This window comes from Actinospica sp. (genome assembly GCF_035552695.1).
Lineage (GTDB): Bacteria > Actinomycetota > Actinomycetes > Streptomycetales > Catenulisporaceae > Actinospica.
Genome location: NZ_DASZKT010000176.1, coordinates 1 through 15,727 on the forward strand (window position 1 = coordinate 1; position 15,727 = coordinate 15,727).

Sequence of the window (15,727 nt, forward strand, 5' to 3'; positions counted from 1 at the left end):
CGCCGGTCGAGCCGCGCGGAGATCGTTCGCGCGGCCCGGGCCGTCTGGCCGGCCCGGATCATGGCGTAGACGGCGGTCTCCTCGATCACCTCGGCCTGGGCGACGCTGCACTGCAGCTCGCCGAGCCGCGGCAGCAGCAGGGACAGCAGGCCGACCGCGTCATCCCAACGCTCCTCCGACACCGCGCAAAGACCTCCGCACAGTGGCGCCACGACCTCCTGGAAGACCTGCCGCGCGTGTCGGCCGGCCCACCGGCGCAGGGCCGCGAGGCCGGCCGAATCTCCCGCCAACGCCAGCGCGATCGCGCCGTGCAGGGCCGCGAACGGGCTCGGCGGCGCGGACATCCACTCCGCGAGCGCCGCGTTCATCAGTTCCGTGGCGGGCACCGGGCCACGCCAGCGGGACACCATCCGACATCGCCACAGCAGGGATCCCGAATCGACCAGTGCCCGCGTCCCGGTCACCAGCGGCGGCGCGAGCTGGCACTCGTACCTGCGCCGCACCGCGTTCGAATCGTCCAGCGCCAGTTCGTGGATCGCCGCATGCCAACTGAAGTGGGCGCCGCTGTTCGCGCGCGGCCCATGCTCGGCGATCCACCCGTCCAACCAGCGCAACCCGGCATCGTGCCGACCGGTTTCGTAGAACACGTGGGTCCGCGCGTGTACCGCGTGCCCGGAGGCCGGCTGCTCGCCCAACGAGCGCACGGCGAGTTCCTCGGCTTCATCCCAGCGTCCTTGCTCCTGCCGGACGAACGCCAGTTCGCCGGAGTACCACCAGTCACCGCCGTACGACGAGCCGAGTCCTTCGACGAGCTCCCACGTCTGACGGCCTGAGGTGATGCCGCCGAACGCCACGGTCGGGACCGCGGCACTCACGGCCAGGGCGTCGAGCGGATAGTCCGCGATGTGTCGCAGCAGCGCCCGCGCTCCGGCAGAGTCCTGATCCGCGCCGAGCGGATCGCCGGCCCGGGCGGCCACCGCGGCCACGAAGCTGCGCTCACGCTCGTCGATCCCGCGTGCACCGGCCCGCGCGGCGGCCAACGCGGCGGGAACGTCCACGGCGGCGCCCCACTCCGTGCCGAGCAGGGCGAGGGCGGCGTGCCCGAGCGCGAAGCCGGGGTCGACGGTGACCGCGCGCGCGAACTCCGTCGTCGCGCCCTCCCTCAGGAGCAGGACACGTTCCATACCAACGCGAAAGGCCTCGGCCGCCTCGGGTGTCGTGCTCAGGCGCAGCCCATACCGGTCCCGGGGAAAACTCTTCACTCTGCGCTCCAAAAGAGGCGGAAGCAGGGTACGAAATGCGTAAATGGGCACCCTGCGGCGACGCGGCCGGGCGCGGTGGGTGGGTATAAGAAAACGAATAGTCCGGCGGTTCGGAAAATACGCTGCCGCTCAGGACGGTGTCAACAGCGTCGCGCGGCGGCACGCTGGCGAATTCCGGACATGACGCGATTCGGAAATGAATAGGATCCAGCCGCGAGCAATATATGGTATAGACCATATATTTCTATGAAGTCGAGAAATCCGTCAGAGCAGGGGCAGGACGTTCTCGGCGACGCGGTACGCCTCTTCCAGGTGCGGTTGGCCGGAGAGGATGAAGTGCTCGATGCCGAGGGCGCGGTACTCCTCGATCCGCTCGGCGACCTGCTCGTGGCTTCCGACGAGCGCGGTGCCGGCGTGCCGCCGCAGCAGCCCGAATCCGGCCCAGACGTTGGGATGGATCGTCAGCGCGTCCTTGCTGCCGCCGTGCAGCGCGGCCATCCGGCGCTGTCCGACGGAGACCGACTTGCGGAAGCGCTCCTGGGCGACGGCGATCGCGTGCGGGTCCATGGCCTCGAGCAGCCGGTCCGCCTCGGCCCACGCCTGCTCGGGCGTGGGCCGAGTGATCACGTGGAAGCGCACGCCGAATGCGGGTCCTGAGTCGGACGCGGCGTGCTTGCGGACCTTCTCCATCTGCTGGGCGACGCCGTCCGGAGCCTCGCCCCAGATCAGGTGCACGTCGGCGTGCTGAGCCGAGACCTCGGCCGCCGCGTCCGAGGCGCCGCCGAGGAAGATCAGCGGCTCCGGCTCGGGCGCGCGGCCGACCGTGGCCCCGGCCACATGGTAGTGATCTCCCTTGAAGTCGAAGGGCGTGCCGGACCAGGCGCCTCTCAGTATCCGTAGGAACTCGTCGGTGCGCGCGTAACGCCGGTCGTGGTCGAGCCAGTCGCCGTAGCGCCGCTGCTCCTCGTCGTCGCCGCCGTTGACGACGTTGAGCAGCAGCCGGCCTCCGGACACGCGCTGGAACGTCGCGGCCAGCTGCGCCGCGAGCGTCGGCGAGACCGTGTCCGGGCGGAACGCGACGATGAACTTGAGCCGGGTCGTCAGCGAGGCGAGCGCGGAGGTGGTGATCCACGCGTCCTCGCACCACGTGCCGGTCGGTGTGAGCACGGACTCGAATCCGAGGCGGTCGGCGGCGCGTGCCACGTCGGCCAGGTAGTCGAAGTCCGGTGCGCGGCCGACGGCTCGCGGGTCGCCGGTCGCGACCCGCGAGTGCACCCAGCCGACCACTTCGCGGCCGTCGCCGGAGGTGGGCAGGAACCAGTGGAACCGGGCTGCCGGCGGCGGAGCGGTCATGCGGGTTCGATGACGGTCTCGACGACGGGTTCGACGACGGGATCGATAATGCGGGCGAAGGGCGCTCCGCCGCGCAGTCGTTCGAGCCATTGCACGACGGCCCCGGCGACGCTGCGGTGCGTGGCGTCGTTGAGTACGTCGTGCGGCGCGCCCGCCACGAGCAGGAGTTCGGCCTGCGGCAGGCGGGCCCCGAGCGCGCGGGCGAGGGCGGGAGGGGCGAGCAGGTCGGCGGCGCCGTGCAGGACGAGCGTGGCCGGGACCGACTCGTACTCCGCCGCGTCGAGCTCGAGGAAGGCGCGGAGACGGTCCGGTACGGGGTCGAACAGGCTGCCGCGCCGGAATTCCGCATCCTCGGCGAGCCGTCCGCGGTGCGTCGGACACGACGAGCGCAGTGCGAGTTCCTGCTCCCACTCCGGCGACCCGACCAACGCGTCGTACGCGCTCGATGCGGCGGAAGCACCCGGCGTGCCGGCGAGCAGCAGGCCCTCGACGTCCACCTTCCCTTCGGCGACGAGCGCGAGCGCGTGCAGTGCGCCGGTGTCGGAGCCCGCGAGCACGACCGGGGCCACCGCCTCGGCGGTGAGCGCGGCGACCTGGTCGCGCAGGGCGGCCGGGTCGTCCTCGGGGCTGACGGAGAGGGCGTGCACGGCGTACGCGTCGAAGGCCAGCCGCCGGCCGAAGCGCTCGTAGACGCCCGCGTGCTCACCGCGTCCGGGGAACAGGATGACGGTGCCGCGCACGGCCGGGCCGGGGGTCGGCGGGAGCCAGGACTCCACGCGGAAGGAGGCGGTCATCGGGCGGCTCCGACCAGCGCGGAGTCGGACTCGGCGGCCGCGGCGGCGTCGCGGCGCGCGACCTCCTCGCGAACCAGCGGTATGAGTTCCCTGCCGTAGTCGACGGCGTCGTCGAGCGGGTCGTAGCCGCGGATCAGGATCGTGGTCACACCGATGTCCACGTAGTCGAGCAGCGCCTGCGCGACGGTCTCCGGCGAACCGACCAGCGCGGTCGAGTTGCCGCCCGCGCCGGTGGCCTTGGCGGTGGCGGTCCACAGCGCGCGGTCGTGCCGGTCGGCCCTGTCGGCGGCGGCGAGCAGACGCTGGGAGCCGGCGTTCTCCGGCTGCTTTCCGGACTCGACCCACGCCCTGCGCTTCGTGGAGAAGAAGCCGGAGCCGTCGTCGATCGCGGCCAGGATCCGCTCGGCGCGCGCCCACGCCAGGTCGTCGGTCGGGGCGAGGATCGGGCGGAAGGACACTGAGATGCCCGGCAGGTCGGTGCGCCCGGCGGCGCGGGCCGCCGCGCGCACGGCCGTGATCTGCTCGGCGGTCTCCTTGAGGGGCTCGCCCCAGAGCGCGAAGGTGTCCGCGTGCTTGCCGCCGACCCGGTACGCGGCCTCGGAGGAGCCGCCGAAGTAGAGCGGGATGCGGTGCGCGGGCTTGGTCTCGGCGTAGTGGTCCTCGAACGTGTAGTACGTGCCCTCGTGGCTGAAGGGCTCCTCGGACTCCCAGGTCTGCCGCAGGATGCCGAGGTACTCGTCGGTCCGTTCGTAGCGCTCGTCCTTCTCCAGGTAGTCGCCGTCGCGGCGCTGCTCGGCGTTGTTGCCGCCGGTGATCGTGTGCACGGCCACCCGGCCGCCGCTGAACTGGTCGAGGGTGGCGAACTGGCGCGCGGCGAGGGTCGGCGCGACGAAGCCGGGCCGGTGCGCGATCAGCAGGCTGATGCGCTCGGTGTGCGCCGCCGCGTAGGCCGCGACCTGCGAGCCCTCGGGATGGCCGGAGCCGTAGCCGATCAGGATCCGGTCGAAGCCGGCGTCCTCGTGCGCGCGGGCGAAGCGCTTGGTGTATCCGGGATCGATGACCGGTCCGGCGGTGCGGATGGTCTCCGAGCCGAGCTTCGTGCCGATCATGCCGATGAACTCGATGGGCATCGTGCTGGTTCCAATCAGTAGCGGGCGAGGGCGGCGGTGCCGAGGACGGCGAGGATCGAGTCGTCCTGCGGGGTGTGCACACGCGAGCAGAGCACGTCGCGCAGGTGCCGTTCCAGCGGGTTGCGCCTGGTGAGGGCGTTGTTGCCGACGAGGGCGACGGCGCGCTGCACGGCGTCGATCGCGGCGCGGGTGCCGATGAGCTTGGCGGCCCGCGAGTGTTCCGCGGCCTCGGGATCTCCGGCGTCGAAGCGCAGCGCGAGGGCGGAGACGAGGTCCACCGCCGTGACGAGCCGGGCTTCGATCTCGCCGACCTCGGCCTGGAAGCGGGGCACGGTGGCGAGCGGCTTGCCGAGCGCGCTCGGGGTGCGCTCGTGCAGGAAGGTGATCAGCCAGTTCCGCGCGGCCTGCGCGACGCCGAGGTAGAGCGCGGTCAGACCGAGGTTGTTCCAGACGAGCAGGCCGGGGTCGCGGCGCGGGTCGGTGCTGCTCGGGTCCACCAGGCCCGAGGTGGCGTCGCCGGGGACGCGCACGTCCTCCAGGATCGTGTCGTCGCTGCGGCTGGCCCGCAGGCCGAGGTGGTCCCAGGTCGGCTCGATCCGCAGGCCCGGCACCTCGCCCGGCTGCTCGGCCCGCACGAGGAACGCGCCGACGCGCGGGCGCTCCTCGTCCTCGGTGCGCGCCCAGACGGACAGCCAGCGCAGCCCGACGGCGCCGGTCGAGAAGATCTTGTGGCCGGTCAGCAGCCAGTCTCCGGTCTCGGGGTCGCGCCTGGCCGTGGTCGCCGGCAGGCCGCCGCGCGAGGGTGTGCCGAGTTCGGGTTCGACTCTCAGGGCATTGACGAGCGCGGGTCCGGCGGCGGAATCCTCGAGCAGGCGGCGGTAGTGCCGCCCCGGCCAGGCCTTCGTCGTGGCCTGAGTCGCGTGCGTGAACAGCGTCATCGCGGTGACGAGCGCGACGGACGGGTCAGCCGAGCCGAGTACGCGCAGGATCTCGACGACGGTGGCCAGTCCCCCGCCGGGACCGCCGTACTCGGCCGCGACGGTCGCCGTGAGCAGACCGGCCTCGTGGACGTGCCCGACGCCCTCGTGCGGGAACGAGCCCTCGCGGTCATGCTGCTCGGCGCGCTCGGCCAGCTTCGCGGCGACCTCGGGAAGGCGGTCCAGGGCGAGGGGAGGCAGCGTCTGGGCAATGTGCTGGTTCACAGGTCTACCTTTCGGAGCAGGGTCGGCGGTTCGGTCACGGTAACCGGCGGCGGTTCGCCCGCAAACCGCTTTACCTGGACCAGCGCGTGCTGGCCGGTGCAACCCTGGGACAGTCGCGAGGAGGGGACGTCTGCGGTCACGGCGTTCGGATTGCCGTGGACGCAGAGAGCTGGCTCGTCGGGCGACGGGTCGTACCAGGCTCCCGTCGGCAGCTGGACGACGCCCGGCCGGACAACCTCCGTCAGCACGGCTCCGGCCAGGCACCCGCCGCGATCGTTGAAGATGTGCACGACGTCGCCGTCCGCGATCCCGCGCGCCGCCGCGTCCGCCGGATTGAGCCGGCAGGCCTCGCGTCCGGCGATCTTCGCGGCCCGGCTGACGTCGCCCACGTCGAGCTGGCTGTGCAGCCTGGTCGAGGGCTGATTCGCGATGAGGATCAGCGGGAAGCGCGCGGCGGCCGACCCGCCGTGCCACTCCTCGGGCTCCAGCCAGACGGGATGCCCGGGGCAGTCGTCGTATCCGAAGCCCGCGACGGTCGGCGAGTAGAGCTCGATCTTGCCGCTCGGAGTGCGCAGCGGCGCGGCCTCGGGATCGGCGCGGAACTGCTCGAAGAGGGTGAAGCGCTCGGGACCGTGCGGCAGTTCGAGCTCACCGGCCTGCCAGAACTCGTCGAAAGGAGGCACGTCGCCAAGGCGCGACCACCACTCTTCGTACAGGTGGACCAGCCATTCGCGCGGCGTCCGTCCCTCGGTGAACCCCTTCTCGAACCCGAGCCGAGCGGCCAGCCCGGCGAAGATCGCGTAGTCGTCGCGGGCCGCGCCGATCGGATCAGTGGCCTGATGCATCGCGATCAGGTGCGTGTCGCGTCTCCCGCTGCCGATGTCCTCGCGCTCCAGGGTCGTCGTGACCGGGAGGACGATGTCGGCCTGCCGTGCGCTGGACGTCCAGTACGGCTCGTGCACGACCACCGTGTCCGGCCGGGCGAAGGCGCGACGCAGCCGAGCGAGGTCCTGATGGTGGTGAAAGGGGTTGCCTCCGGCCCAGTAGACGAGCCGGATGTCCGGGTAGGTCAGCCGGTTTCCGTCGTAGTCGTATTCGGTGCCGGGGTTGAGCAGCATGTCCGCGATCCGGGCCACGGGGATGAACGTGCGTACCGGGTTCGCTCCCTGCGACAGGTACGGCAGTCGCAGCGTGGGACCGTGGTCGCCGACGTCGCCCATCGAGCCGTATCCGTGCCCGAAGCCGCCGCCCGGCAGCCCGATCTGCCCGAGCATCGCCGCCAGCGCGATTCCGGCCCAAACCGGCTGCTCGCCGTGCTGAATGCGCTGCAGCGACCAGGTGACGGTGACGAAGGTGCGCGCGGACGCCATTCGGCGTGCCAGGGTCCGGATGCGTTCGGCCTCGACTCCGCAGATCGGCGCGGCCCACTCGGCGCTCTTCGGCACGCCGTCCGACGTGCCGTCGAGATAGCGCGCGAAGACCTCGAAACCGGACGTGTAGCGGTCGAGAAACGCCTGGTCGTGCAGGTTTTCGGTGAGCAGGGTGTGCGCGAGGGCCAGCATCAGGGCCGTGTCGGTGGCCGGTTCGATCGGCAGCCAGTCGGCCTTCATGGGCAGATCGGCTCGCAGCGGACTGATGAGCGTGACCTGGACGCCGCGCTCGGCCAGCGCGTCCAACGCACCCGGCGTGACGTGCCTGGTCACGCCGCCGGGCGTCACGAACACGTTCTTCGCCGGGATGCCGCCGAACGCGACGATGAGCTCGGTGTTCTCGATGATCGTCGGCCAGGAGGATCCGTTGCGCAGGACGGCGTCCGCGTCGCCGACTATGTGCGGCAGCACGACGAGCGAGGTGGCCAGGCTGTACGAGTTGCGCGAGGAGGTGTAGCCGCCGAACTGGTTGAGGAAGCGGTGAAGTTGGCTCTGCGCATGATGGAACCGGCCCGCGCTCGCCCAGCCGTATGAGCCTCCGTACACCGATTCGTTGCCGTGGCGCGAACGGACCCGCTGCAGCTCACCAGACAACAGGTCCAAAGCCTCGTCCCATTCGACCTCGACGAACGGCTCAGTGCCGCGCGCATCGGTCGGCACCGGATCGAGGCCGCGCAGCGCACGCTCCAGCCAGCCGCGGCGGATCGCCGGACGTCGCACGCGGGTGCGATGTCGGAGCGCACCGGCGACGTTGCCCAGCAGCGGCGAGGGCGCCGGGTCGGCGGGATGCGGCAGCACCGCGATCCCGCCATCGGCTTCCTTGCGCACTCGGTACGCACCCCAGTGGGATGTAGTCGGCATACTCGATGATTCCGTCATGAAACAGACATTAGATCGAGGCACCGACAAGTTGGCCCGCCGCGTCCGACTCACGCACCAACCGCACGAGCTTTCCGTAGTCGCGCGCGTCGTCGAGCGGTTCGAAGCCGCGGATCAGCAGGGTGCGGACGCCGAGCTTCACGTACTCGCCGAGCGCCTCCGCGACCTGCTCGTAGCTGCCGACCACCGCCGTCGAGTTGCCCGCGGCGCCGGTCTCCTTGGCCACGGCCGTCCACAGCCGCTTGTCGTGCACGTCGCCCGCCGCCGCGTACTCCAGCAGACGCTGCGAGCCGCGCGCGGCCGCGTGATCCCGCTTGGCACCACCCCAGCCCCAGGACTTCTGCAGCTGGCCGACGCGCTCCTTCGTCAGTTCGAGGATGTGCGCGGCACGCTCCCAGGCCTCCGCCTCGGTCGCGGCGGGGATCGGCCGCAGGCTGACGCTGAAGTGCGGGTCGCGGCCGTACGGCGCCGCGGCGGCGCGGACCTGTTCGATCCGCTCGGCGATGCCGGCCAGCGGCTCGCCCCAGAACGCGTAGACGTCGGCCTGCTTGCCGCCGACCCGGATCGCGTCCTCGGAGGCGCCGCCGAAGTAGATCGGGATCGCGCCGAGCGCGGGCCGGACCGCGGACCAGCCGCCCTTGACGGTGTAGAACTCGCCCTCGAAGTCGAAGGGCTCGGTCGACTCCCACTCCTTCCGCACGATCGAGAGGAACTCGTCGGAGCGGCGGTAGCGCGCGGGCTTGTCGCTGAGGTCGCCGTCGCGGGCCTGGTCCTTGTCGTCCCCGCCGGAGATGGTGTGCAGGGCGACGCGGCCGGGGTGGAAGGCGTCGAGCGTGGCGTACTTGCGCGCGGCGTAGGTCGGGGCGACGAAGCCCGGCCGGTGCGCGAGCAGCACGCCGATCCGCTGGGTGTGGGTCAGGATCTGGTCGGCGATGGTGAAGCCGTCCGGGGAGGCCGAGGAGTGGGCAACGAGTACGCGGTCGAAGCCGGAGTCCTCGTGCGCCTGGGCGATGGATCGGAGATAGTCGGGCTGGATGAGCGGGGTGCCGGGGTCGGCGGCCTCGCTCTCGCTGCCGGGCCGGGTGTGCGCGATGCCGATGAATTCGATGGTCATGGTGAGGATCAGGCTCCAGTCAGGGAACGCAGACGCGGCGCGGCGGCCAGCAGTCTCTGCGTGTACGAATGCTGCGGATTATCAAGGACGTGCCGGGTCGGGCCGTGTTCGACGATCCGGCCCTGGTAGAGCACGGCGACGCGGTCGGCGAACCCGGAGAGGGACTGCAGGTCGTGCGAGATGACCAGGGCCGCGACCCCGGTCTCGTCGCGCAGGTCGAGCAGCAGCCGCAACACGTGGCCGCGGTTGGCGGCGTCGAGTGCGCTGACCGGCTCGTCGCAGATCAGCAGGCGTGGTTCGGTGACGAGGGCGCGGGCCAGCAGCACGCGTTGCCGCTGCCCGCCGGAGAGTCTGCCGGGCACGCGCTCGCCGAGCGATGGGTCCAGCCCGACGGCGGCCAGTGCCTTCGCCGCGCGCTCAACCCGCTCCTCGCGCACACCGACTCCGGCCGCGTCCAAGGGCTCCGCGATGGATTCGGCGGCGGTGACGTCCGGGTCGAGCGCGCGCAGCGGGTCCTGAAAGACGAGCTGCAGCTCGCCACGCCGCCGGAAGTCGCGTAGGGCCCTGTTGCGTAGCCCACTGAGTTCGACGCCGTTGAACTCGACGCGGCCACTGCGTGCTGGGACGAGGCCGACGATCGTGCGCGCGAGCGTCGTCTTGCCCGAGCCGGTCTCGCCGATCACGCCGAGGATCTCGCCGGGCTGGACCTCCAACGAGACCTCGTGCAGCACGGCGGGCGCGTTCTTGTCGCCGTAGGCGACCGTGAGGTCGGAAACGCCGAGAAGGGTCATGACTCGGCTCCCACCAGTTCGGGCCAGACGTTAGCCGCGGGCCCCTGCTCCACGATCCGGCCGCGGTCGCACACGAGCACCCGGTCACAGAACTCTGCCACCACCGCCAGGTCGTGCGTGACGAGCAGCAGCGCGAGCCCGCGATCTTGGACGAGGCCGCGCAGCAGGTCGAGCACCTCGGCCTGCACGAGCACGTCGAGCGCGCTCGTCGCCTCGTCGGCGATCAGCAGGTCGGGGTCGCCGCTGATGGCGATCGCGATCAGCACGCGCTGGGCCATGCCGCCGGACAGCTCGTGCGGGTACTGCCGGTACACGGTCTCCGGCTCGCGCAGGCCGACCGACGTGAACAGCTCGATCGCGCGGGCCCTGGCTTCGGTACGGCTGATGTCGGAGTGCGCGCGGATCGCCTCGACCAGCTGCTTTCCGACCTGGATCGAAGGGTTCAGATACGAGGCGGGGTCCTGGAAGACGATGCCGATGCGCGGACCGCGGACCTTGTTCCACCCGGCCCGGTCGAGCGACGCCAGGTCCACGGGTCCGGAGCCGCCGAGCAGGTCGACGGTCCCGGCCGAGCGCTCGCAGCCGGGCGCGAGCAGCCCGGTCACCGCGCGGCAGGTCAGGCTCTTGCCACTGCCGGACTCGCCGACCAGGCCGACGATCTCGCCGCGCCCGACCTCGAAGGACACGCCGTGCACGGCCTCGGTCCGGCCGCCGTTGACGGTCACCCGCAGACCCTCGACGCGAAGCACGGGCTCTGCGACGGGAACGAGGTCCACGCCGCTCGGCAGGTCGTCCGGGGCATCCGCAGCACTCACGGTGTCGGCCCCGCTCAGGTCATTCGCGGCTCCGGTATCCCGGATCGCGTCGGCGAACGCGTTCAGCGCCCCCGCGACCAGCATGATCAGCAGACCGGGGAAAAGCGGCGCCCACGGCTGCTGGGACAGGTAGTCGAGGTCCGAGCTCAGCAGCTCACCCCAGGTCGGCAGCGGCGGCTCGACGCCCAGCCCGAGGAAGGCCAGCGAGGAGACGATCAGCAGCGCCGAGGCGAGGGCCTGCGCCGTGGTGACCGCGAGCGTCGGCAGGATCTTGCTCCACAGGTGCGTACGCAGGATTCTGCGACGCGAGGAGCCGAACAGCTCCGCCGCCTCCACGTACTGCGTCCTGGTCAGCCCAAGCGCGGCGGCCCGGGTGACGCGGAAGTACAGCGGGGCGATCAGCACGCCGACGGCAGTCATCGCCGCGGTCAGGCTGTTGCCGAAGAACCCTGTGACGGCCACCGCCAACACGACGTACGGCAGGGTCATGAAGGCATCGACGACACGCAGCGAGATCCACTCGTACGTCCGGCCGAGCCAGAGCGAGGCGAGCCCGGGGAGCACGCCGAGCAGCAGCCCGATTCCGACGGCCTCGAGCGCGCCGACCACGGACCGGCCGGTTCCGGCCATCAGACGGCTGAGCACGTCGCGGCCGAGGTAGTCCGTGCCCAGCCAATGAGCGGAACCGGGCCCGCGCAGCACGGCGTCCGGGTTCTGCGTCAGCGGATTCTGCGGCGCGAGCGCACCGCCGAAGACCGCCAGGACGATGATCAAGAGGATGATGCCGAGGGCTATTCGGGCGCTGGTGAGACGGAGTGCCCGCCGCAGCGTCCCGGCACGTCGTACGCCGCTCATGCCGCTCCTCCCGTCGCCTGGAGCATCGGGCGGCGCCGGGCCGACCGGGTGCCCCGCGCGGCCTGCGGCGTGATCCGGAGCAGCACCGCGTTGACGACGATGTTGCTCACCAGCACGACGGCGATCGTGACGAGCAGCGCGCCCTGGATCACCGGCACGTCGCGTTCGGTCCCGGCTTGCAGGGCCAACTGCGCGACGCCCGGCAGCGCGAACATCTTCTCGGCCACCACCGCGCCGCCGATAAGCAGCGGGATCTGCACGCCGAGCACGGTCAACGCCGGCCCGGCCGCGTTGCGCAGCGCGTGACGGAACAAGGTTCTGCGAACGGACAGGCCGCGCGCCGCCGCGCCGAGCACGTAGTTCTCCTGCAGCGCCCCGACCAACGAGGTCCGCAGCTGGCGGGCGATCGCCGCCGCGCCCTCGGCGCTCAGCGCGAGCGAGGGCAGCAGCGCGAACCGCAGCCACTGTCCCGGATTCTGGGTGAACGGCACGTAGCCGCCGGAGGGAAGCAGCCGGAAGAAGACCGCGAAGACCACGATCAGCGTGATGCCGACCAGGAATGGCGGCACCGTGGCCAATCCGGAGCAGACCGCTGATACGGCCCGGTCGAACCAGCCGCCCTGGCGCAGCGCCGCGAGGATCCCCGCGCCGCCGCCGAGCACGACCGCGAAGGCGAGCGCGAGGATCGCGAGCGAAAGGTCCACCGGGAAGGCCTGGCTGATCGAGGTGGCAACCGGGATCGAGGTGAAGTAGGAGACACCGAGGTTGCCGGTCAGCGCGTGTCCGAGCCAGTCGAAGTACTGCACCAGGAACGGCTTGTCGAGACCGAACTGGTGGTTGAGCTGCGCGATCTGCCCGGGCGTGGCGTCCTGGCCCAGCACCGTCGCGGCAGGGTTCGCACCGCCGGCTGCGCCGAGCGCGTAGGTCGCGAAGGTGGCGATGAGGAACACCGTGACCGGCACGGAGACCAGGCGCACGATCGCCCGCAACGAGCCGACTATCGGACTCACGTGGTCGTCACCCCTTCGAACCGTTGCACGACCAGGTCCTCGGGCAGCGCGGAGACCCCGGACGCGCGCGCCAGGATGCGCGGCTCGGTGTAGAGGAACACATTCGGGGTCTGCTTCACCGCTGTCGCAGTGGCCTGCTGTAACAGACCCGCGTACTTGGAGCTGTCCAGCGAGGTCTCGTTGACCTGCGTCAGCTCCGACTGCAGCTGTGGGTACGCGTGCCGACCCGGGTTGAGCAGTCCCTGCGCGCCGAAGAGCACCTGGAAGGCCTGGACCGCCGAGTCACGTCCGGCGAACGCGTCCACCGTCAGCTGCTCGGAGTGCTGGATGTAGACCAACTCAGTGAACTGAGCCGTCGGAATCACCTTGATGGAGGCGTTGAAGCCGACCGCCTGGAGCTGTGACTGCAACTGCTCGGGCACTCCCGCCGCCGCGGTCGTCGTGATCGTGACGGTCGGGTTGGGACCGTACTTCGAGGCGGCCAGCAGGGATTTCGCCTTGGCCGTGTTGACGGCGTACGGCGTGCCGATCGATTCGTCGTAGCCGACGTATCCCGATGGGAAGGGCTGGTAGGCGACCTCGCCGTAGCCGAACTGCGCGGTCTGCAGCAGGGCCTTGCGATCGACGGCGTACTTGAGCGCGAGCACGACATTGTCGTCGTCGAAGGGGGCGATCGCGTCGTTGACGTCCAGTACCGCGACCACGAGCGAGTCGACGACCTGCACCTGAAGTCCCGCCGCCTTGGCCGCGGCCACCTCGCTGCCCGGGATCGAGGCCACGTTGTACTGGCCGGACTCGAGTCCGGCGACGACGGTCGAGGCGTCGGGCAGCGGATAGAGCTGGAACGTTCCGATGTGGATCTGCTTGGCGTTCCAGAAGCCGGGGAAGCGCACCAGCGTGGCCGAGGCGTTCTCGGTGTAGGCGGTGAGTTGGAAGGGCCCGGCGCCGACCGGCTTGAGGGTGAGTCCCGTCGCGTTCGCCTCGAAGGCCGTCGGGCTCACGATCATCCCGGTCTTGCCCGCGAGCAGGGTCGGGATCTGGAAGTTCGGCTGCTTGAGCTTGATCACGACCGTGCCCGTGCCCTGAGCCGTGACCGAGGACACGGTGGTGAGCTGCGAGGCGACCAGCGAGCCCGGGTCGGTGCGGCTGCGCTCGAGGCTCTTGGCGACGGCCGCCGCGTCGAGCGTGCTGCCGTCGCCGAACTTCAGGCCGGGGCGCAAGGTGAAGACGACCTCGGTACCGTCGGCGTTGTACTTCCAGCCGGTGGCCAGCGCCGGGATCGCGTTGCCCCGGGCGTCCTCCTGGGTGAGGCCCGCGTAGACGAGGGAGAGCGCGTGCACGTCCCAGCCGGCCGAGGATTTGATCGGATCCCACGAGGTGGGCAGGTCCCAGCCCCATTTCAGAGTGCCGCCGACGCCGCTGCCGCCCGCCGCGTTGGCCGAGTCCGAGGCGGACGCGCCGCAGCCGGCCAGGGTCAGTGCGCCGCCGGCTCCGATGCCCGCGGCGATGGAGAGCACGCCGCGTCTGCTCAAACGGGTATCCATGGTGAATGAACAGCCTTATCTATATATAAAAAGCTTGATTTAAGTGAAGGTGTGCGGCGCCGGGGCGGCGCTCCCCGCCGGCACGCGGGGATCCGCCCTCGGGTCGCGCGGGACCTCGGGGAGTCAGGGAACGGGGATGGACGGGCCGGACGGACAGGCCTCGGGACCGCTCAGGGCCCGGCGAACTCGGTCAGCGGCAACACAGGGCGCTGGAGGTGCGCCGGAGGTCGACGTAGCGGCAAACCACGCCGGGGTGCGTCCAAGTCATGCGGCCATCGTGGCGGGTCAGCGCCGCGCTGTCAATTGATACATCGTGGTGTCTTATTGAACGAGACGGCCGGCCACGTCCGGCGCGGCCTTCGCGAGGGCGTCCAGATACTCCTGCGGACGGCGCCAACCGGCCGCCACCGCACGTCCGGCCGGGCCGTCGAAGACCAGCGTGGGCAGGGCGTAGCGGAAGCCGTCCTCGGGGTCCTCACCAAGCGGTTTGGCGCGCCCCGGATGCCGCGCGGGCTCGTCGATGGCGAAGACCTCCGGGCAGGGGGCACGGGTCTCCGCGTGGTCTCGGCGCACGGCCTCGAGGGTCGCCGGCGAGGCCGCGTCGTCCGCCAGCCGGCTGAGATCAAGCCCGGAGATTTCCCGCAGTGCTTCAATCACCCGCTCCGGGGTGTCCGCCGGACGGCCGTCGAGGAACGTGGTCTCCCGCAGCCGGTGCAGCACGGCCTCGGCGGTCTCCGCCCCCTGACGCTCGGCCGCCTTCGCCGCGAGCGAGGCGGGCCAGCTCGACGCCGTCACCCACTCGAGCTTCTCGGGGCACGGCGCGCCGGTATGCCCCGAGATCTCCCGCAGTTCCTCGAGATACCAGGCGGCCTCGGCGGCCGGATCCGGCGCGGGCGGCTCGCCCTCGTCGAACAGGATCCCGAACACGCGGCGCCAGACCACCGCCTCGCCCCGCCCGAGCCCCGCGCCGGCGTCGAGCACCCCGCGCAGCCACCGGAACTTCGGCTCAGAGCCCCAGGCCCAGGGGCAGGCCGGATCGGTGTACTCGGTGATCCGCAGCAGCTCCGTCACGCGCATCCGCCCCCGTCGTCCGATGGCTGTTCCCGGTCCACCGGCGCCCACAGGCTCGGCAGGTTGACCACGACACCCTCCTGGCTGCTGCGCGCGATCACCACGACCGCCTCGTCGACGTTCGGGTTCTCCTCGCGGTGCGGCACGAACGGCGGTACGAACACGTAGTCGCCGGGCTCGGTCTCGATCCGGATCTCCCGCTCCTCCTCGGCGAACACGAAGACGGGGTTGCCGGAGACGACGTAGATCGCGGTCTCCGTGTCGCCGTGGTGGTGATCGCCGGAACTGGTGGAGGGGGCGACGTGCGTCTGGCCCATCCACACCTTCGTCGAGCCGACGGTCTTCCCGGCGATCGCCTCGTAGCGCGTCATCCCGGTGGTCTGGTTGGTGTTCCCGCTCAGCTCGCCGCCGCGCACATGCCGCAGCGCCCCGTGCCAGTGGTCTGTCATCCTCGGATCTCCTTGCGCGGTATCGGCG

General features: G+C 71.1%; 12 protein-coding genes and 1 pseudogene. All 13 read right to left on the reverse strand.

All coding sequences use genetic code 11. From position 1 onward, the window contains the following. Positions 1 to 1,184: pseudogene (locus VG296_RS20450) on the reverse strand (lycopene cyclase); the annotation flags it as partial. A 342-nt stretch (positions 1,185 to 1,526) separates the two neighbouring features. Beyond that, complete coding sequence (locus VG296_RS20455; RefSeq protein WP_325567961.1) at positions 1,527 to 2,615, reverse strand: LLM class flavin-dependent oxidoreductase; 1,089 nt, start codon at positions 2,613 to 2,615, stop codon at positions 1,527 to 1,529. Then, complete coding sequence (locus VG296_RS20460) at positions 2,612 to 3,409, reverse strand: alpha/beta hydrolase (RefSeq protein WP_325567963.1); 798 nt, start codon at positions 3,407 to 3,409, stop codon at positions 2,612 to 2,614. Before VG296_RS20460 ends, VG296_RS20455 begins: the two co-directional genes overlap by 4 nt. Next, entirely contained in the window at positions 3,406 to 4,539 is a 1,134-nt protein-coding gene (locus tag VG296_RS20465) for an LLM class flavin-dependent oxidoreductase (protein ID WP_325567965.1), read from the reverse strand. Before VG296_RS20465 ends, VG296_RS20460 begins: the two co-directional genes overlap by 4 nt. Positions 4,540 to 4,553: 14 nt before the next feature. Next, a complete protein-coding gene (locus VG296_RS20470) occupies positions 4,554 to 5,741 on the reverse strand; it encodes an acyl-CoA dehydrogenase family protein (protein ID WP_325567967.1) in 1,188 nt (395 codons plus the stop codon). Next, positions 5,738 to 8,032, reverse strand: coding sequence for a molybdopterin guanine dinucleotide-containing S/N-oxide reductase (locus VG296_RS20475; protein WP_325567969.1), 2,295 nt, complete (start codon positions 8,030 to 8,032; stop codon positions 5,738 to 5,740). Before VG296_RS20475 ends, VG296_RS20470 begins: the two co-directional genes overlap by 4 nt. Before the next feature lie 28 nt (positions 8,033 to 8,060). Continuing rightward, a complete protein-coding gene (locus VG296_RS20480) occupies positions 8,061 to 9,164 on the reverse strand; it encodes an LLM class flavin-dependent oxidoreductase (RefSeq protein ID WP_325567971.1) in 1,104 nt (367 codons plus the stop codon). A gap of 8 nt (positions 9,165 to 9,172) precedes the next feature. Beyond that, positions 9,173 to 9,955: an ABC transporter ATP-binding protein gene (locus tag VG296_RS20485; RefSeq protein WP_325567972.1), complete on the reverse strand. Its 783-nt coding sequence runs from the start codon at positions 9,953 to 9,955 to the stop codon at positions 9,173 to 9,175. Further along, the gene (locus VG296_RS20490; protein ID WP_325567974.1) at positions 9,952 to 11,625 is read right to left on the reverse strand and encodes a dipeptide/oligopeptide/nickel ABC transporter permease/ATP-binding protein; all 1,674 of its coding nucleotides are present in this window, start codon (positions 11,623 to 11,625) and stop codon (positions 9,952 to 9,954) included. Before VG296_RS20490 ends, VG296_RS20485 begins: the two co-directional genes overlap by 4 nt. Beyond that, on the reverse strand, positions 11,622 to 12,635 hold the full coding sequence (locus VG296_RS20495) for an ABC transporter permease (protein ID WP_325567976.1): 1,014 nt from the start codon (positions 12,633 to 12,635) through the stop codon (positions 11,622 to 11,624). The genes VG296_RS20490 and VG296_RS20495 overlap by 4 nt, the downstream gene beginning before the upstream one ends. Beyond that, positions 12,632 to 14,167 carry an ABC transporter substrate-binding protein gene (locus VG296_RS20500; protein WP_325567978.1) on the reverse strand — a complete coding sequence of 512 codons (1,536 nt, stop codon included), beginning with the start codon at positions 14,165 to 14,167 and terminating at the stop codon, positions 12,632 to 12,634. The genes VG296_RS20495 and VG296_RS20500 overlap by 4 nt, the downstream gene beginning before the upstream one ends. A gap of 333 nt (positions 14,168 to 14,500) precedes the next feature. Then, positions 14,501 to 15,250, reverse strand: a complete 750-nt coding sequence (locus tag VG296_RS20505) for a DsbA family oxidoreductase (RefSeq protein WP_325567980.1) — start codon at positions 15,248 to 15,250, stop codon at positions 14,501 to 14,503. After that, entirely contained in the window at positions 15,247 to 15,699 is a 453-nt protein-coding gene (locus VG296_RS20510) for a cupin domain-containing protein (RefSeq protein WP_325567982.1), read from the reverse strand. The genes VG296_RS20505 and VG296_RS20510 overlap by 4 nt, the downstream gene beginning before the upstream one ends. Positions 15,700 to 15,727 lie beyond the last annotated feature (28 nt).